19 protein-coding genes and 2 pseudogenes are annotated in these 17,150 nt (G+C 62.4%); 3 read left to right on the forward strand and 18 right to left on the reverse strand.

All coding sequences use genetic code 11. From position 1 onward, the window contains the following. Nucleotides 1–137 precede the first annotated feature (137 nt). From ACLBYA_RS05990 to ACLBYA_RS06020, 7 genes and pseudogenes are all read right to left on the reverse strand, one after another. The gene (locus ACLBYA_RS05990; protein ID WP_447708435.1) at nt 138–686 is read right to left on the reverse strand and encodes a TetR family transcriptional regulator; all 549 of its coding nucleotides are present in this window, start codon (nt 684–686) and stop codon (nt 138–140) included. 289 nt (nt 687–975) lie between these two features. Next, on the reverse strand, nt 976–1,629 hold the full coding sequence (gene phoU, locus ACLBYA_RS05995) for a phosphate signaling complex protein PhoU (RefSeq protein ID WP_447708436.1): 654 nt from the start codon (nt 1,627–1,629) through the stop codon (nt 976–978). Nucleotides 1,630–1,722: 93 nt separating this feature from the next. Beyond that, nucleotides 1,723–1,803: pseudogene (locus tag ACLBYA_RS06000) on the reverse strand (hypothetical protein); the annotation flags it as partial. A gap of 57 nt (nt 1,804–1,860) precedes the next feature. After that, nucleotides 1,861–2,616 carry a SigB/SigF/SigG family RNA polymerase sigma factor gene (locus tag ACLBYA_RS06005; protein ID WP_447708437.1) on the reverse strand — a complete coding sequence of 252 codons (756 nt, stop codon included), beginning with the start codon at nt 2,614–2,616 and terminating at the stop codon, nt 1,861–1,863. Further along, nucleotides 2,613–2,945 carry a hypothetical protein gene (locus ACLBYA_RS06010; protein WP_447708438.1) on the reverse strand — a complete coding sequence of 111 codons (333 nt, stop codon included), beginning with the start codon at nt 2,943–2,945 and terminating at the stop codon, nt 2,613–2,615. The genes ACLBYA_RS06005 and ACLBYA_RS06010 overlap by 4 nt, the downstream gene beginning before the upstream one ends. A 385-nt stretch (nt 2,946–3,330) precedes the next feature. Further along, nucleotides 3,331–3,537, reverse strand: coding sequence for an ANTAR domain-containing protein (locus tag ACLBYA_RS06015; RefSeq protein WP_447708439.1), 207 nt, complete (start codon nt 3,535–3,537; stop codon nt 3,331–3,333). A gap of 392 nt (nt 3,538–3,929) precedes the next feature. Beyond that, nucleotides 3,930–4,217: an ATP-binding protein gene (locus ACLBYA_RS06020; RefSeq protein WP_447708440.1), complete on the reverse strand. Its 288-nt coding sequence runs from the start codon at nt 4,215–4,217 to the stop codon at nt 3,930–3,932. 197 nt (nt 4,218–4,414) lie between these two features. Between ACLBYA_RS06020 and ACLBYA_RS06025 the strand changes: the two genes are divergently transcribed. After that, the gene (locus ACLBYA_RS06025; protein ID WP_447708441.1) at nt 4,415–4,810 is read left to right on the forward strand and encodes an STAS domain-containing protein; all 396 of its coding nucleotides are present in this window, start codon (nt 4,415–4,417) and stop codon (nt 4,808–4,810) included. A gap of 684 nt (nt 4,811–5,494) precedes the next feature. Here ACLBYA_RS06025 and ACLBYA_RS06030 read toward each other — a convergent pair. From ACLBYA_RS06030 to ACLBYA_RS06065, 8 genes are all read right to left on the reverse strand, one after another. Further along, the gene (locus tag ACLBYA_RS06030) at nt 5,495–6,178 is read right to left on the reverse strand and encodes a type 1 glutamine amidotransferase domain-containing protein (RefSeq protein ID WP_447708442.1); all 684 of its coding nucleotides are present in this window, start codon (nt 6,176–6,178) and stop codon (nt 5,495–5,497) included. Nucleotides 6,179–6,186: 8 nt separating this feature from the next. Continuing rightward, complete coding sequence (locus tag ACLBYA_RS06035; RefSeq protein WP_447708443.1) at nt 6,187–6,426, reverse strand: TetR/AcrR family transcriptional regulator; 240 nt, start codon at nt 6,424–6,426, stop codon at nt 6,187–6,189. Between the two features lie 57 nt (nt 6,427–6,483). Beyond that, the gene (locus ACLBYA_RS06040) at nt 6,484–7,545 is read right to left on the reverse strand and encodes a GGDEF domain-containing protein (protein ID WP_447708444.1); all 1,062 of its coding nucleotides are present in this window, start codon (nt 7,543–7,545) and stop codon (nt 6,484–6,486) included. A 1,018-nt stretch (nt 7,546–8,563) separates the two neighbouring features. Next, nucleotides 8,564–9,040, reverse strand: a complete 477-nt coding sequence (locus ACLBYA_RS06045) for a hypothetical protein (protein ID WP_447708445.1) — start codon at nt 9,038–9,040, stop codon at nt 8,564–8,566. Between the two features lie 218 nt (nt 9,041–9,258). After that, entirely contained in the window at nt 9,259–9,711 is a 453-nt protein-coding gene (locus tag ACLBYA_RS06050) for a nitroreductase/quinone reductase family protein (RefSeq protein ID WP_447708446.1), read from the reverse strand. Beyond that, nucleotides 9,695–10,015 (reverse strand): hypothetical protein, encoded by a 321-nt coding sequence (locus ACLBYA_RS06055; protein ID WP_447708447.1) that lies wholly within the window; start codon nt 10,013–10,015, stop codon nt 9,695–9,697. The genes ACLBYA_RS06050 and ACLBYA_RS06055 overlap by 17 nt, the downstream gene beginning before the upstream one ends. 221 nt (nt 10,016–10,236) lie before the next feature. Next, nucleotides 10,237–11,907: a SulP family inorganic anion transporter gene (locus tag ACLBYA_RS06060; protein WP_447708663.1), complete on the reverse strand. Its 1,671-nt coding sequence runs from the start codon at nt 11,905–11,907 to the stop codon at nt 10,237–10,239. Further along, complete coding sequence (locus ACLBYA_RS06065) at nt 11,907–12,284, reverse strand: ArsR/SmtB family transcription factor (RefSeq protein ID WP_447708448.1); 378 nt, start codon at nt 12,282–12,284, stop codon at nt 11,907–11,909. Before ACLBYA_RS06065 ends, ACLBYA_RS06060 begins: the two co-directional genes overlap by 1 nt. Before the next feature lie 72 nt (nt 12,285–12,356). On the opposite strand from ACLBYA_RS06065, the gene ACLBYA_RS06070 reads away from it, so the two are divergent. Further along, nucleotides 12,357–12,776, forward strand: coding sequence for a DUF5313 domain-containing protein (locus tag ACLBYA_RS06070; protein ID WP_447708449.1), 420 nt, complete (start codon nt 12,357–12,359; stop codon nt 12,774–12,776). Nucleotides 12,777–12,837: 61 nt separating this feature from the next. Continuing rightward, the gene (locus ACLBYA_RS06075) at nt 12,838–13,074 is read left to right on the forward strand and encodes a hypothetical protein (protein WP_447708450.1); all 237 of its coding nucleotides are present in this window, start codon (nt 12,838–12,840) and stop codon (nt 13,072–13,074) included. Nucleotides 13,075–13,129: 55 nt separating this feature from the next. Here the strand turns inward: ACLBYA_RS06075 and ACLBYA_RS06080 are convergent. From ACLBYA_RS06080 to ACLBYA_RS06090, 3 genes and pseudogenes are all read right to left on the reverse strand, one after another. Then, nucleotides 13,130–13,846 (reverse strand): annotated as a pseudogene (locus tag ACLBYA_RS06080) (hypothetical protein); the annotation flags it as partial. After that, on the reverse strand, nt 13,779–15,566 hold the full coding sequence (locus tag ACLBYA_RS06085; RefSeq protein WP_447708451.1) for a molybdopterin-dependent oxidoreductase: 1,788 nt from the start codon (nt 15,564–15,566) through the stop codon (nt 13,779–13,781). The gene ACLBYA_RS06085 and the pseudogene ACLBYA_RS06080, both read right to left, overlap by 68 nt. Before the next feature lie 89 nt (nt 15,567–15,655). Then, nucleotides 15,656–16,933: a diguanylate cyclase domain-containing protein gene (locus ACLBYA_RS06090; protein WP_447708452.1), complete on the reverse strand. Its 1,278-nt coding sequence runs from the start codon at nt 16,931–16,933 to the stop codon at nt 15,656–15,658. Nucleotides 16,934–17,150 lie beyond the last annotated feature (217 nt).

The following is a 17,150-nucleotide window of genomic DNA, read 5'->3' on the forward strand; positions in this document are numbered from 1 at the left end:
CCCCGTCGAAGAATATTTTGGCGCTGGCCTTAGAACCGCATCACCGAGAACCACCCGCAGCCCGGCACGATCTTAATCCAGTTGACTTGTAGGCCAAGTGCTTCGGCCCGAGGAACATGGCGCGCACATCGTGATGGTCACAGTCGGAGTTCGAGCATGGTCAGTGCGGACATGACGGTCTCGTTGGGCGCTGGGTTGTCATGAAAAGCGGCGATCAGGACGCCGACGATCGCCCCGGCAACCACTCGCCGTTCCTGCTCGCTGCTGGGTGAGTCGGCGCGATGGACGAGCGCGTGGGTGATCAAGTCGATCAATCTGGTGAACTCCGTGTAGAGAGGGCCCCGGGCCTCGGGCACTTGTTGCATAACTTGCAGAACGGCTTTCGCGTCTTCGAGTTCCTCCGCTGTCAGCCGGCCGAAAACCTCGGCTAGTGCATGCCGGTAGGCTGCGACCGCCGAGAGGTGTCGGGGAGCTGCAATAAAGGCCGACACTGTCGGCTCAATCTGTGTATCGCCCAGTAAGACTGATTCTTTGAGCCCGAAGTATCGATAGAATGTGCGGGGCGAGACGTCGGCCGCCTCGGCGATCTGATCGACCGTGGTGTTCGCGAAGCCTTGTGCAGCAAAAAGTTCGAGTGCCGCACGGCGGATCGCTAGGCGCGTCTTGACCTTCTTGCGTTCCCGCAACGGAGTGACCTCACCAGATGCTGGCACCACTCTGTGTTCCTTTCACAAGGAAGCTTTCACGACTGATCCCTCGGGTATCGCGGATGCCGAATGCGTAGTTTGAGATGGTCTTTGCAGTGTGAACGGAATGAGCGGTGCTCGCAAGGGACGGTCATGCGGTGACACCAGACCCCTGGCGGCGTTCGAGCTGGACGCGACCCTGGAACATCCCCGAGCTGAACATTCGTCGCGCAGCCACTACCGTGCGTGGCGATGCGCGAGCGGTAGGGGCGGGCCTGTCGGCGCTAGGCTATCCGCTGTTGCTGGCGGATCGACCGGTGGCTTCGAAGACGACGCGGCGCCCGATCGCGACGGCGTGGTCAGCGAATCTCTCGTAGAAGCGCCCCAGCAGTGTGACATCGACAGCCGCTGCCGCACCGTGCTTCCAGTCGGGGCCCATGAGTACCAGGAAGAGGTGGCGGTGCAGCGTGTCCATGGCGTCGTCGTCGGTGTCGATCTCAGCAGCACGGGACGGATTACGCGAGCGCACGACATGTTCTGCGGCCGTCCCGAGATCGACAGCGATTTTGCCCATCTGGGCAAAGTAGCTTCTGACCTGTTCTGGCACTGCGCACCCGGGGTGCCGCCGCCGTGCGATCTTTGCGACGTGCACTGCCAGGCCTCCCATCCTTTCTGCGTCGGCGACATTCTGCAGGGATGCCACGACGGTTCGGAGATCACGGGCGACAGGGCCCTGCAGCGCCAAGAGGAGGAAGGCCTGCTCCTCGGCGTGAGCCCGTGCTTCTGCGAGTTGGCTCTGGTCGCTGATGACACTTTCAGCCAGCCCAAGGTCTGCGTCCAACAACGCGCTGGTCGCGCGGTTCATCGACCGACCCGCCGCGCTGCACATGGCGCTGAGCGTCACGGTCAACGAATCAAGCTTCTCGTGGAAGTCCGCCCGCATGACTCAACTGTAGGGCTGACGTTAGCGTCGCGTGCTTGGGTCGTCCTCTACCGAACGCGTCGTTGATGTTCGGTACGGCACACTGACGTCATTTCAGTGGATCTCACTCCATGCCTCGAGGACTGTGGCAGGTATACGCCGGCGCGCAGAGAGCGTGTGACGATTGTCTGCCGCCCACTGACGGTAGTACCAGTTGGCGCTGCCTCCGGGGCGCCGACCGTAGCCATGGTGCTAGTCCGAGATGTCCAGTTCTTGCCGCAGAGCGGTGAGGCTTCTGGCCAGCAGGCGTGATACGTGCATCTGCGATATGCCGACACGTTCGGCGATCTGGGTCTGGGTCATCGACTCGAAGAAGCGTAGCCGCAGCACCTCGCGTTCGCGTTCGGGCAGTTTGGCCAGCGCCGGGCGTATCGCTTCGCGGTCTTCGATGCGGTCGAGCGCTGAGTCGCGTTCGCCGAGGCTGGCTGCGAGGAAGGGCGTGTCGTCGTCGCGGCCGGCGTCGATAGATCGTGTGGTGTAGGAACTGCCGACGATGAGGCCCTGAACGATCTCTTCGCGGTCCTCACCCAGTTCGGCTGCCAGTTCTGATGCGGTCGGCGCGCGGCCGAGCCGTTGCGACATCTCGGCGGTCGCCGAGCCGATGCGCAGGTGCAGTTCTTTGAGTCGGCGAGGCACTTTGACAGCCCAGCCGTGGTCGCGGAAGTGTCGGCGGACCTCGCCCATGATGGTCGGAACCGCAAAGGCCATGAACTCCGATCCGGTCTGCACATCAAACCGGTTGACCGCGTTCAACAGACCGATACGGGCGACCTGGACGAGGTCGTCGTGGGCTTCACCGCGGTTGTTGAAACGGCGCGCTATGTGATCGGCCAGCGGAAGGCATTGCTGCACAATCTGTTCGCGTAGCGCTACGTACTCGGGTGTGTCCGCCGTCAGAGAGGAGAGTTCGTGAAACTTGACGGTGACGTCCGCGTATTCCGAACTCACCGACGTATGCTCCGCCGGCTCAGGGTCAGCGAAGTTCCCAGTACCTGGTGCGGGCCGCTTTCGTCACTGGTGAAGGTGTGGACGCTGTCGGCCAGCGAGTCGAGCACATGTCGGCTGAAACTGCCCGGCTCTATCACTGTCACCCCAGTGGGGCAGACGACCGAGACCCGCACTGCGACGACATCAGGTTGTGGTTGCACCACCACCTGCAGGGTTTCGCCGGGCAACGCGGCGCGGACGAGTGCGGTTGCCGCCTCGTCGAGGGCTAACCGCAGGTCAGCGACGGCGTTGAGGTCCAAGTCTTCGTATGAGGCCGCAGCCGACACCATGGTCCGCAGAATTGCGAGGCTATGTGCGTGTGCCGCTGCCCGAACCGTTACTGCGACGTGGCTCTGAGGGGACGCGAGCTCACGCTCGTGTGGCACGTGCTCAGCCATGCGGCCTCCTGATCATCGGTTGGGCACGCTACCGCACCGACCGCTGTGGACATGATGAGCTGTGATCGGCAAGAGTTGGTGTTGGAGCAGTGGTCGGCGATCGCGGTGCGGCCCCACTGTCGTCTCAACAAGGGGTTGGCCCACCTGATCGCCTCGCAGACGACACCAGCACAACCCGACTGTCGGCCGCCCACTGCGACTTGTTAAGGGCCTCTCTGCTGACCGGCTGTGATGTCTTAATACATTGGTGACGCGAGAGGGACGCGGCAGCTGTGGTCTACCACCTGACCTCGGTGACGATGCGTGCGGACACCTCGGACAGCGTGATGTTGAGGTCTTGGGACAGGCTACGCAAGGTGTTGAAGGCCGCCACCACGTCGATGTCGAAGCGTTCCATCAGGATGCCCTTGGCCTGACCGATCAGGTCCCGGCTGCCCAGTGCGGTCTGGAACTGGCGTTCGCGTTGCAGCGAATTCCACGCCAACGTGAAACGCTCTGGCGCACTTTGCCTCCGGTCACCGACAACGCGACAGGATTAGTTTGCTCGCCGGCCGGGCATACACGTCACGAAGAGTCCAGTTTCCCTTTGGGGCGCCGAACTCCTCGTCAAGTGCGGGTCAGGGCTCCACCAACGACCTTGGACAATTCCAACGTCGGTGCTTGCCTACGCACACAGGAGCCCTGGCCCTGCACCACACATAATTGGTTGCACCACAGAGCATTTCAGACTGGTTCCGCGATGCCGGAGCGATTGTTGAACTGGAGACACACCCTGGTGCCGGACCCGGTGCCATCAACAGCGACTTCGTCGACTTCGTCGCAGAGCGCCCGCAGAAGGCGCAGCCCTCTTCCGCGCGCGATGTCGACCTCGGACGCTTACGGCTCAACCCAAGTTCCGCTGTCCGTGCCGCAAACGACGATCGCCTCATGGCGGTCGCTGAACGTTGCTTCGAGCGTCATCTGGCCTGCCGCACCCCGGTACGCGTGGTCGACGCAATTGGCTAATGCTTCATACGCTGCCAGCGAGATATCGGACGTGCGCGCCGGATCGATGCGTTGGCTGTTGAGCCATCTGACCAGATCTTGGGTCAGTCTGTTGGCGGCAGGAGGGTCTGCTCCTACCGCCAACGCCAGCCCAGTGCCACGCGCGGCGCTCCGGTGCATCGGTCATCGACACTTTCGTACCCAAATCGGCTGCACGCTAGTCAATCCCGAGAAAACGAAATGGATACGGCAGATTCTGCGCAAAGTGGATAGCGAACCGATCCCGGGCCCGCACACCGGTCGGCGACCGTCGCACACCCCTATATGATCGGCCAGCCTCGAACACGCGGCTGAACTAGCTATGGAAGGTCGCGCCAATGAACGACGACACCAACGCGGGCCGTTCTACGGCGACGTGCAAAGTAACCGAACACCGCGACGGCGACATCTGGGTGCTCACGGTGTCGGGAACAGTGGACATGTTGACCGTCGCCCGCCTAGAGGCCGCGATCGAGTCAGTGATGTCGAAATCCCCGGGCAGCCTGGTGGTAGATCTGCTGGCCGTCGACTTTCTGGCTTCCGTCGGGATCGGCGCACTAGTCTCCGCGCATTACAATCTGGACGCTCAGTTCGCCGTGGTCGCAGACGGACCCACGACAGCACGCCCATTGACGCTAGTGGGCGTCGCTGATGTAGTCGACATCTACACCGCCCTCGATGAAGCATTGGCCGCAATCAGAACGGACGAACCCACGACCCCGACCTCGGACTAAGGCGCACTACCCGTCGAACCAGAAGCCGGTGGCGAATGAACTGTCACGGTCACTGTTGACACCACCGTCGACACCGACGACGGTGTCACGAACACCGTCGTTGTGGTCCCGTCGTTCCCGCCGCCGCAGCCCGCCAAGATCGCCACGCCCATTGTGCTGACCAGCGCAGCAATCAGCTTCATACCCAACCACACCAGGTCTAGCACGGCCCCGAATGGCCACTGTGCCTTCTACCGTTCGGGGGACCGAATAAGTTTGCGTATTCCGGACGTGACCCCGTCGTGGCTCCTCGGGTGCCTTCGGAATCTGTCGAGATGGCCCTCACTGGTTCAGCCGACCGCTGAACACGTAGCCCCGACAGAAAATGTCCACTTCGCGGGTGCGTGAGGTATCCAGAGTGCCCTGCTACTGATACCAGGGCGAATTGTGGACGGCCCCGCCGGCATAGTTAGGGAGGAGTCTGCAGCGGGGCCTGGGCGGGACGTCTGGTCAACGCAGACGCACACCCACCGTGGTGTCGATGGTACGCCCGAGAATCGATGGCAGGACTGATTCGCCATGCGGTGCAGAGTCGTTGCCGCACGAATGCGCCCGCGATCGATCAGACAGCCCCCAGCGTTGGTCTACCTGACGACAGGGGGCTTTATCAGCGCCGCTGCACACCAACTCATGGAAGAAACGAGATCACGGCTGGAGAAGCGCAGCGATCCTCGTGGCCGCTTTCTTGGCGGATCCTGGGTTTTGTCCGGTCACCAGATTGCCGTCGGTGACGGCGCAGGCCTTGAACGGGACAAGGTTTTTTTCATATCGGGCACCCCGCAGCCGTGCCTGTTCTTCGGCGTTGTAGGGGACGAGCTTGTCGATGCGGGCGAGAACTTCTTTCTGCCATGCGAAACCGGTCATCAACTTGCCGTCGATAAGGTACGAGCCGTCGGACAGTTTGGTATGGAGTAGTCCGCAGTAGCCGTGACATACTGGTGCGACGATGTCTCCGCACTCGTACAGTTCGCGGGTGATCCGTTGCAGTCCAACGCTATTGGGGAATTCGTACATGACAGCGTGTCCGCCGGTGAAGAAAATGGCATCGTAATCGGTTGAGTCGATCTCGTCTGGGCTGCGGGTGTTTTCCAGCAGTGCCATCTTGGCGGGATCGGTATGCCAAGCCTTGGCGGTCTTGTCGTAGCTCGGGAACTTCAGCGAGCGGGGCTCCAGTGGAACCGTTCCGCCGGCGGGGCTGACGAGAGTCTGTTCGAATCCATGCTGGCCGAAGACATGCCAGGCATGGGTCAGCTCGGAGAGCCAGAGGCCGGTCCGGTGTTCCTCGTAATGCGCGACGTTGGTGACGGCATGGAGGATGTGCTTGGTCATGTGCTGTCCTAGAGATAGGCGAGTCCGTGGACCAAGCCCCAGCCGCCCAGGGCCAGTCCGTCGATGGTGTCGGGCAGTCCCCGGCCCCGAGACAGATCGATCTTCAGATCACGTAGCCCCTGCGCCGCTACCGCGGATTCAAGCGCCTCGCGGTCGGGAAAATGTCGGTATGGAGCGGTGGGCGACACGCCGGCCTCGCGTGCGACGGCCCGAATGGAGAATGCTTCGCCGCGTTCGAGCATACCCATCGCCGTCCTCAACAGCGCAGCACGCAGATCCGCTGAGACCAGAACCGCCACGCTGCCCTATAAGTGGTGTGTCCTGTTGCCGCCATCGCGTTTGGCATCGAACATCGCTCGGTCGGCGCGCGCGATGATCGTGTCGAGCAGCTGGTGCGGATCCGCGTCCGGAGACATGAAATCGGCGCGGGCCGCGATGGTGACGCCCAGGCTGGCTGTGACTGCCATTCGGCCTACTGTGGTCATGATCGCTTGCCTGACGAGTTCAGCGGTATGGGCGGCGTCGTTGGGGTCTGCGCGGTCGACGATGACAAACTCTTCGCCGCCCACACGCGCAACCAGTGCACGATCGCCGACTGTTGATCTGATTTTCTGGGCACAGCTCGTCAGCACCTCGTCCCCTGCAGCGTGGCCGTAGGTGTCGTTGATATCTTTGAATCGGTCAAGGTCGACGAGTAGTACCGCCACGGCCTCAATTTCGGACTCACCGAGTTGGAGTAACTCATCCAGGTGCAAATGGAGGCCTCGGCGATTGAGCAGCCCTGTCAGCGGATCGTTGGCAGACTCGTTGGCATCTTGGCGCAACGTACGTATGCCGAACTGTATCCCCAATGGTGTTGTGATCAGCGGGATCACCGCTCCGAGAACCCTGCCGGCAACGCTGGTGTCTGCGCCTTCGACCACGACGAAGCCCATCGTCGCGACAAGGATCAAACTAGTATGTAGGGCAAGGGATTTCGGCCCATCGAAGAACATCAGATAGACTGAGATCAATGCAAAGCAATTCAGTGCGAACAAGGCGGTCAACCAGTTCGCAGCCGTGACCGCCATGGCTGCGATGCCGACATCGGCGGTGATGATGAACACCCGGGACTGCTGGCGGGTTGGCCACGGGCGCAAGCACCACAACACCGCCCAGCAGCCGAGAAGCCCGGCGAAAAGAACCAGAACGATCTGAGACGCAGGCTGGGTATCGCCGGCCGAGGGATACACCAGCGCACCGGTGATCACCCCAATGAGACCGATTCCGCAGCCGATCATGATGCGTATGGCGCCGGCCAGAGATCGCTTGGAAAAGTACTGCACGTACGCGTTGTAGTCGACAGGTTCTCGCCACCATTCAGCCACCAGTCGCGCAAAGATCTGAGCGCTCCGAAGATCGCCGCGCAACCCCCATGCCCCTTCGTCCAGTTGCTGTGCCTGCCGTCAGCGTTCGGCGCCGACACAGCACCCCCAAAGCCAGCTATCGCCGCAGTCCGATAACTGGACGATAATATCGCAGTTGAACACGGAGATTCTGCATGCGCAAGTCTTGCCGGCAAAATATATCGATCGCGTCAATACATTTGGCCGAATGTCAGACGTGTAGCGCCAGTCGCCGTCCGCGAGCCAATGCCGGTGGGACAGGTTGACATGCTGACGCAATGTGGGGGTGACATCCTGGGATCGTGGATGCGAGGAATTGGGGGCTGAGGACCGCCGGGGCGGCATCGTGGTGGCGGCGGCGCGTCGTGTCGTTCGTCCGGCACGCCGAAACATGGTTCGACAGTCATACATCGGCACATCTGTGCCTGGGGACGAGAGCTCTTGACCACTGATATCAGCCTTCGGACGGAGAGCATCAACGAGGCGCTCAGGCGACGAGGGGCCAATCCGGCGATAAGTCGGCGATACGCAGCAGTAGCGGCGCGGTGGGAGTCCCTGCGACTGGCACGACTGGAGATGGGCTCGTCAGCGGAAGAGGAGGCGCGGTTCAGCACGCTTTCCAGCGTGCTGGCGGCGCTGACCGCAACGCTCGATTTGGCAGTCTGCGAAAGCTCAGTCGGCCAATCTGTGGGTGGTTTGACCGACGAAAATGGCCTTCTGCCAATTGACTCAAGTCATCCTGGTGTTGGCACTTGGATTGAAGTCGCAGAGTATTGGCGCGCCGGCCACCGGTGAGATGTTTGTTGTCGCCGGTGCATATGTGACTTTCTTTCACGGTCTCAAACTCCCTGCCTGCCAAGTTATTGGGCCAGCCTGACAGTGGTGGGTTTGACCATCTGGATGGGTGCTGAACAGGGACTCTCCGGCGCAGCTATGGATCAGTCACGACATTGATTGTGCCTGCAGTCGTAGTGGGGATCCTGCCGGCAGTGCAGTTCGGCTACTGGCTGGTCCACACCAGTGCGGTCGATTCGCTGGTCGACCCTTTGACCGGACTCGCATCATCGTCGACGCGATGCCGGCAGATGTCGCCGCGGTGATCAGTGAGAGGGTGCGAGCGACGATTGCATCCGGACCGCCGCCGAAGGTGACGGCCAGTATCGGCCTGGCGGTGATTGAGCAGGATGACCCACTCGGTACAGCGGAGATCAACGAACTGGTCGCGCATGCCGATCACGTGATGTATTGCGCCAAACGTCGCGGCGGTGACGCCGTAGAGATCGTTTTCCGCATCCAGGGCAAACATTCCCGATATTTGGTCAATTGCCCTGCCAAACTGTTCATTTCGCCCCACGCGGATGAGTCGAACAAGGCCCACATGTGTCGTCGTTGCCATCGAGATCATCGGTGCGCAGGAGTGGTACCAAGCGGTGCTGACTGCGATAGTCGTTGACGCCTCTGTCAGTTCGGTGTCCACCGAGTAATTCGGGTAGGTGGCCAAGTATGGGTTCGCCGCAGCCTTGGTCGGCGAAAGTAGCCCGCTGGGCAAGAGCACTGGGGAGTCCGCTGAACTTCGTGCGGCGCGGCATCGGATCATGTCATTAGCGCAGGAGAACGAAATCCCGTGCTGGGCCGCGGTCTATCGGTCACATGCCAACCTGCCCTTGTCTTTGCGGGCAAGTTGTAAAGGGGAATTCATACCGACAATCGAATGGTGCGTAATTCGAAGACGGCAACGGTTGATTGTGTGGCAGCTTCGGAGTGGCCGAATCCGGGGGCGCGTTGCTTGATGATGTCGAGGAGGCAGTCGCGGGCTTCGCCGAGTATCTCGTCAGCGTGGCCGTAGGCGATATCGGCGCCGCCGAGCTCGATGCGGACGCCGGGATTTGCCCGGATATTGAGGACCCATGCAGGTTGCGCATTGCTACCGGGCGCTGAACCGAGGATGTATCGGGCCCCGTCGATATCGAAGTACCGCACTGGACTAATGCGGCGGAGGGTGCTCTTGGCGTCCACATTGTGCAGCAGGAGAATGTCGAATCCTTCAAAGGCACCGCTCACTTTTCCACCGTGTGAGCGGAACTCTTCAATAACGCGTTCGCTGAACGTGTGCTCCTGCTGGTGGTTGGACTCAGTGGATTCGCTCATCGTTGCCTGCCTCTTTGGTGTGGCGGCGGGGCAGCCCAAGCGGATGAGGACCAGAGCCAAGGTCTGAACTCGGCATCAGGTCATGGGTGTCCATCAGTTCGGTATGAGCTTGGGTGATTTCGTATGCCGAGGCTCGCAGCATGCCGTCGGTGACGAACAACCGTCCGTCGAGGCGGCTGATCCGGAACAGGGATGCAACGGTGGTGAGGTAGGTGGAGAGCTCTGCGCGGATGAGTTGTCGCGGAATGCTGATTGCGTGTTCGTCGGCGAGTATCTGCATCAGCTGGTCGACGCGGTCTTTCATCCACGGTGATCGGTCGTTGGCGATGCCCGAGGTGATCCAGCCGGAGCGCCGCGATGCCGTGGGTGGTGGTTCATGTCGAGCTGGGCGTGTGGTCCGGGGTGTTGGTGAGCGATGGTGCGCCTGTGGGTCTTCCCCAGCGCTTGCGGTGCAGCCGAATATGTGGCGGTGGCCCAACATCTGAGTGGTCGCCATCCTGAATTTGTGTCGTGTCGTCGGCATTGTCAGGCCTGGCCCAGGGGTGGCGACTGCGGAGGGGAGTGCGCGATGTGTTTGCGTGCGTGGCGAACTGCATCGTCGAGGGTGTCGGTCACGTGGTTGTGGTGGCGCACTGCGTCGACGATGCCTACGCCTGCGAGTAGGTCCAGGTGTTCGGCTTGGATTCCTTTGAGGATGACGGTGATTCCGCGTGACTCGAGTTGCCGGGCGATGCTGGTGAGGGCATGGGCGCCGGTGGCGTCGAGGAGACCCAGCTGGGATAGGCGGATGATGACCACTTCTGTTCCGGGGCTGCAGAGTTCCATGATGTTTGTGGTCATGCGTTCGGCCGCACCGAAGAACATCGCGCCGTCCAGACGCAGCAGGGTGATGTGCTCGTCGCCGGGTGCTGCGGGGCCGGGAAGCGGTTCGCGGTGGACGCCGCTGCGCCGGGCGACGGCACTCAACGCGAACACGGCCGTCACGGCGATCCCGATCTCGACGGCTTGGATCAGGTCGAAGCAGACCGTGACTGCGGCGGTGATCGCAAAGGTCAGCGCCGCCGAGCGGCTGCTGCGCACGATCCTGCTGATATCGGGGACCGAGATCATCCGGACTGCGGTCACCATCAGCACCGCCGCCAGCGCCGCCAGCGGGATGGCGCCGACCGGGCCGCTGAGCAGGTAGACCACTGCGAGTAGCAGGATCGAGTGCGTGATCGCGGAGAGTCTGGTGCGGGCACCGGATCTCACGTTGACAGCGGTCCGCGCGATCGCACCGGTGGCCGGCATCCCGCCGAAGAATCCGGAGGCTACCGAGGCCAACCCTTGGCCCACGAGTTCGCGGTTGGGGTCGTAGTCGCCAGCAGTCGACATGGTGGCCGCGACTCGTGCGGACAACAGCGACTCGATGGCCGCCAACGCTGCAATGGCCAGCGCCGCACCGAGCAGGGTGTGCACCACAGCAAGATCGGCTTGCGGCCACGCGGGTCCTGGAAGCTGGGACGGCAGTGCCCCGATCCGTGCGGATTGCAGGCCTGCCACCGACACCAGGACCGTCGCAGCGATCACGGCCAGCAGTGAGGCCGGGATCGATGGATGCAGGCGCGGCAACACGATCATCACGACAACCACCAGAGCCACCACCGCCAGCGCGGGCAGCACGGTGGTGCTCTCGGCAGCCATGACGACGTCGAATGCCGCGACCAGGGGGCGCTTTCCCTCGGGTACGGGCCGGCCGACCGCGGCCGGCACCTGCTGCAGGAAGATGATCACTGCGATGCCGAGGGTGAAACCTTCGATCACCGGCCACGGAATGAAGGTCACCGCACGACCGAAACCGGTGGCACCGGCGATCAAGACGAAGGCTCCGGCGAGCACTGTGACGATGGCGACGCTGCTCAGTCCGTACTGCGCGACGATGGGCGCGAGCACGACGGCCATCGCCCCGGTCGGGCCGGACACCTGCACATGGGAGCCGCCGAACACTGCGGCCACCACGCCGGCGACGATGGCGGTCACCAGACCGGCCGCTGCGCCCACTCCCGAGCTGATGCCGAATGCCAACGCCAGCGGCAGTGCCACCACGCCGACAGTGATTCCCGCAACGATGTCGGACCGCCATGACGATCGCAGCCCGGCGTAGTCGTGACGGCCCGGAAGCAGGGGCCGTGCGAAGTCGCCGACCGTGCCACCCATCACGGGGCGGCGCCGATCGGCGGTAAGGCCCCGACGGCTTCAAGCTGATCGTGTTGTGCGCGCAAAGTGTCGGTCAGGAATGTCCGCGCGATCACCAGCAGTTCGGCGATCTTGGGGTGCGCCAACTCGTAGAACACTGCGTTGGCGATGCGATGCCCGCGCACGACGTTATGTCGTCGAAGCACGGCCAAGTGTTGGGACAGCTGAGTCGGTTCGATGACGGTATCAGCCAGGATTGCGCTCACCGGGGTGGCGGTGGAGTTCGCCGACAGGATCTCCAGTACGCGAATCCGGGCCGGGTGAGCGAGTGCCTTGAAGAGGTTGGCTTTGATTTCATACAGCGGCCGCTCAGGTCCGTTGAGGAAGTTGTCCGCCATACCCGCCGCCAGTCATCTTGATGGATTGATTGAATTCGCAATCCATCATACCGGTGGTTAAGCTGCTCTCTCGTGCCGACCGATCAGCCACCGCGGGCAACGCCCGGCGTGCTGCAATACATCGCGTACTGCTACGGCAAGCGTCTGCCTGATTGCATGCGGGATTGGGTCGCCAATGATCTCGCCGGACCGGGTGCCACGGTCCGCATGATGGGTCGAGTGGCGGTGCCTGCCATCCTGATCCTCGCACCGATCTGGTTCATCCCGATGTCGCTGTATCTGCACGTGAGCATGACGCTGCCGATCTTCATCCCGTTCGTGTTCTTCTCGCACGCCCTGAACAAGGTATGGCGCCGGCACATGCTGGCCAAACACGGCCTCAGACCGGATCTCGTCGATAGGCTCTCGCGTGAGCGCAACGCCGACAAGCACCGAGCCTACGAGCAGCGCTACGGGCCCCGATCAGGGCCCGCCGGCAGCCACGACATCTAGAAACACGCGCGACCGACGTTGTTGAATGCAGCGGTGAGGCTGATGAATCGAGAGGCAGGGCGTGAGCGAGGAGACTGCGGGTTTGGCCATCGACGTGCGGGTGCGGGTGTACCCGGGCGATGCGCAGGAGACCGGAGGTGTCATCGTCGAGGACTACGGGTCAGCGGCCGGTCAGCCGGTCGTGGTGGGCGACGAGCTGATCGTCGCTTCGGCGCGACGGTGGGCGGTTCTGCTCGACGACGGCACTCTCGTGTTCGCCGACAGTGGCCAACTCGCGGCTGAAAACATCGAGCGCTGAACGGATCACGCGCAGCGCGGCGAGCTGATAGATGGCGCAGAGCCGCATCTGCGTAGCTCAGCCGACGTCTCCGGCGGTGGCTACGTCGTCGCCGAACCATTTCTCTTTGATCATGTTGTAGGTGCCGTCTTCGCGCATCTCGAACAGGGTTTGGTTGATCGGTTTGTCGCAGTGGACTGTTGATTGCGAGGACGAATCCTTGGTTCTCGTCCTGGAAAACGGGACCGGCCATGACGGCGATACCTTCGCCGCGGTGGGCGACGTAGTAGCGCAGCACCGGGGCATCGAACACCACAGCGTCATAGCCTGCGTCGCGCAGCAGGTGGTATGAGTCCTCGATGGTGGCGGTTTCGGTGGCGTCCACGCCCATGGAGCGCAGGTAGTCGGCGGCGATGGTGCCGGCGACGGTGGCGACCGATTTGTCGTAGAGGTCGGCGGGTCCGGTGATTTTCACGTCCAGTTTGGTGACGGTCAGCGTCGCGCTGAGATTGGCGGTGTAGAACGAGACGAACACGATGCCGGCGAATCCCCACAGGATGGCGAGCGCTTTGGTCAAAGTTCTGGTTACCGGGGTGCTTTGACGCCCGACGAGGGATCCGATGCCCCAACCGAAGGCCTGGAAGATGCCGGGGAAATACGAAAAATCTCTGAGCTCTTTGTATCGGGTGAATGCGATTGTGGGGAAGTGTCTTTGACCATCGATATCAGATGGGCATGCGGTAGCCGAAGTACTCGTGGTCCTCGTTGTACCCACCCTGGCCTTTACCGACATGTTCGAAGTGCTCGACGAATTCGATGGATTCGATCCATTTGACCTGTTTGAACCCGAGCTCGACCTCGTTGCGCAACCGCAGCGGGGCGCCGTGGGATTCGGTGAGCGGTTCACCGTTCATCTCGTAGGCCAATAGCGCCATCGGGTGGTGCATGTGCTCGACCTTGTGGCAGTCGTAATAGCGGCCGCCGTCGGGGTCTGATCCGTCGGCCATCGAGCAGAACACCACCCACCGGGCCGACGGGTGCGGTCCGACGATATCCATGATGTCGGACATGCGAACCCCGCCCCATTTCGCGATCCCGGACCAGCCCTGGATGCAGTAGTGCTGGGTGATCTGCTCGTGTTTGTCCATCGCGAGCAGGTCGGCGTAGCTGAAACCTGTTGGATTGGCGACCAGTCCTGCGACGTGCAGGGTGTAGTCGGCCCATCCGCCGGTTTGCAGCCGCCGGTAGCCATCCGAGGTGGGCAGCGTGCCGTTGGCCCAGAAGTACGGCGAAATGTCCTTCTCGGTGTAGTCGGCACGGGGATGAAACCACTCCATCAGACCCTTGATCCAGCCGATCGACGCCTGCCCGACCTTCTGTACCGTGCGCGGGTAACGCAGCGTGAGTGGTGAGGCCAGCAGCCACAGGGCGATGATCACGACCATGACGATCAGGTAGATGACCAGCGCCCAGTAGGAGTCGGTGTTGGTGCCGAACACGATGTGGTTCAGATTTCCGACCAGTCCGGTGGAGAACACCATCGCGGTGTGCACGAAGATGAAGAACACCATCCATGCCAACACCACGAAGTGGACGGAGCGGGCGACCTGCCGGTTGGCGGGCCCGCGGCCCAGCCCGAACCGCGCCGCGATCGCCGGCGCCTGCAGCAGCCCGGTGACGAATGCCAATGGTGCGAAGACGAACACGGTCAGGAAGTACGCGATGAGCTGTAATCCGTTGTAGGCGACGAAACCGTCATTGACCGGAAAATCCAGAGACAGGTACTGCACCATCGTCGATGCTGCATTGGGGATCACGTCCCAGGATTGCGGGACGATGCGGCGCCACTGCCCGGTGGCGAACAGCAGCACGTAGAAGACGATGCCGTTGAGTAACCACAGGGCGTCGAAGGTGAAGTGCCACCATCGGGCCAGCCCGATGGTGTGCCGAACACCGGGGATGCCCAGCCACCTCGGCAACGACACCGAATCGTCTTTGGCCGTCCACACCCGCGCCGGGTCGGCCGAGGTGAGCCGATCGGCTGGAACCGGGCCGCGCAACCGCATCCACGCCGTTCCGGGGGTGCTGCCCGAATTGAGATACAGCCGTGGATGATCAGCCAGAATCTGCAGGCCCGCGCGGATGATGAACATCATGAACACGAGGTTGAAAAGATGGCTCCAGCGCAGCCATGCGGGCAGTCCGGGCTCGATGGAACCTCGGGGCGCCGTGGTTCCCGGGTACCGGGCGATGAACTCCTGCATCCAGTCGAACTGGCGCAGATGCTGCGCGATGGCCACCCCGACGACCAGCGCGGCGATCCCCAGCGGTAATAGCCACAGCGAGCTGATCCAGCGCCGGCCGATACGGATAGACGGTATCCGGGCGGGTTCATCAGCGATGCCGCCGGCCCATTCGCCCAGCCGGATGCGTTCGCTGGAATCATCGTCGGGTGGGCTTCCTGCTGATGGGGTGGTGCCCGAGCCTGCGCTTACGCGACCGTCAGTATCCACACAACGCACCGTACCGTCAATCGATCGGTAGCTACACCTCCGTTGTGATGTGGAATCGCAGGGCACGCCCACACCGAGAGGTGTGAGTCCTAGCAGCCTTGCTGCGCACGTGGGTGCTCGTCCGTGGTGGTGGGTATCGGTATGTCGTGTGGAGGTGGGGGGACAGGGTAGCGGGACATGGCGTTTCCGCCGTGACGTTTAGCGGTGAACATGGCGTGATCGGCGTGGGCGATGGCCTGTTCCAGGCTGGCTGTGCGATCGGTGTGCGGATCGGTGAACTGTGCACTTGAGACGGTGGTGACCCCGATACTGGCAGTCACGGTGGGCGAGTCGGCGGGGGCAGCGATCGCATCGAGGATGCGTGCGGCAACCGATGTCACGCGACGCATCGACATGAAGGCGGCGACCACGAACTCTTCGCCGCCCGTGCGGGCGATCAGTGCTGGGCTGTCCATGGCGGATGCGATTCGCCGGCCAGTTCGCACGAGTACCTCGTCGCCGATGGCGTGTCCGTGGGCGTCGTTGATGTCCTTGAAGCGGTCGAGATCGATCACCATCACCACGAGCGTCGCGTCGCCAGTGGGGTTGCCGGCGAGGGCCTGAGCGATCAGCCGATTCAAGAGCAGATGCAGACCACGCCGATTGAGTAGCCCGGTGAGGTCGTCGGTGATGGCTGCATCGGCGTCCCCGCGCAGCACCCACACACCGAAATGCACCGCGATCGGCGTCGCGACGAGCACGGCGATGGCTACCATTGCCTTCGCCGCGGCCAGGTAGGGATCCGCCGGACTGCCGTCAGCGATCTGAAACGCGAGGTACAGCGCCCACCCGGTTGCCCAGATCGTGTGTGCGACCAACAGTTTCGGTCCATCGAAGAACTTCGCATAGACAGAGACCAAAACCATCAGGTTGAGCCCGACCAGGCCTGCCAGAGGGTTGGAATCCAACGCCGACACCACCGCCACTCCGACATCGGCGAAGACAATGAACGCGATCGACCACGGCCGCGACGGCCAATCCCTGCACCACCACGCAAGGGCCCGTACGACGGCGATGGCGGTGAACGCCGCAGAGGCCGTCCTGGCCAGAAGTGTGTCTGGACCCGATGGAGAAAACTGAGCGACCACCGGGATGGCAGCCACCAGAAGGCCGCAGCCGCCGATGAGCAGCTGGATGGCCCCTAACAGTCCCCGGCGCTCGAAGTAGCCGACCTGTGCGGCATAGTCCACCGGCGACATCCACCACGCACGAACCGCCGTCGTCACCCTGCGCAGCGACTTCACCTTCGATAGCAAATCCACATCCTGCAATCGAATCCCCCATCTGGAAGTGCCCGAATCACCAAAACGCGCATTCCAGTTACCCACGGGCAATCTAGCCACAAAACGCATGACCGTCTATAGCTGGTACAAAGCATGGCGTCCGTCACCCGAGGCGCTGAGGAAGCAAACTGCGTAAACGTCAATAGCTGGCTGGTTACATCCGGTATCGGTGGGTTCGCGAACCCCGCCGGCGGGCTCTCGCAACGGTATCGTGATTTGGTGGTCGTAGCGGAGCGTGAGCGCCGACATGCGGCACGCGCGT

The organism is Mycobacterium sp. C31M (genome assembly GCF_053345865.1).

Excerpts from the sequence above, each read along its gene's own strand:
- phoU (WP_447708436.1), bottom strand. The coding sequence starts at position 1,629 with ATGCGGGCGGACTTCCACGAGAAGCTTGATTCGTTGACCGTGACGCTC.
- ACLBYA_RS06010 (WP_447708438.1), bottom strand. The coding sequence starts at position 2,945 with ATGGTGTCGGCTGCGGCCTCATACGAAGACTTGGACCTCAACGCCGTC.
- ACLBYA_RS06030 (WP_447708442.1), bottom strand. The coding sequence starts at position 6,178 with ATGACCAAGCACATCCTCCATGCCGTCACCAACGTCGCGCATTACGAG.
- ACLBYA_RS06025 (WP_447708441.1), top strand. The coding sequence starts at position 4,415 with ATGAACGACGACACCAACGCGGGCCGTTCTACGGCGACGTGCAAAGTA.
- ACLBYA_RS06020 (WP_447708440.1), bottom strand. The coding sequence starts at position 4,217 with ATGCACCGGAGCGCCGCGCGTGGCACTGGGCTGGCGTTGGCGGTAGGA.
- ACLBYA_RS06035 (WP_447708443.1), bottom strand. The coding sequence starts at position 6,426 with ATGGGTATGCTCGAACGCGGCGAAGCATTCTCCATTCGGGCCGTCGCA.
- ACLBYA_RS06050 (WP_447708446.1), bottom strand. The coding sequence starts at position 9,711 with ATGAGCGAATCCACTGAGTCCAACCACCAGCAGGAGCACACGTTCAGC.
- ACLBYA_RS06065 (WP_447708448.1), bottom strand. The coding sequence starts at position 12,284 with ATGGCGGACAACTTCCTCAACGGACCTGAGCGGCCGCTGTATGAAATC.
- ACLBYA_RS06055 (WP_447708447.1), bottom strand. The coding sequence starts at position 10,015 with ATGAAAGACCGCGTCGACCAGCTGATGCAGATACTCGCCGACGAACAC.
- ACLBYA_RS06060 (WP_447708663.1), bottom strand. The coding sequence starts at position 11,907 with ATGGGTGGCACGGTCGGCGACTTCGCACGGCCCCTGCTTCCGGGCCGT.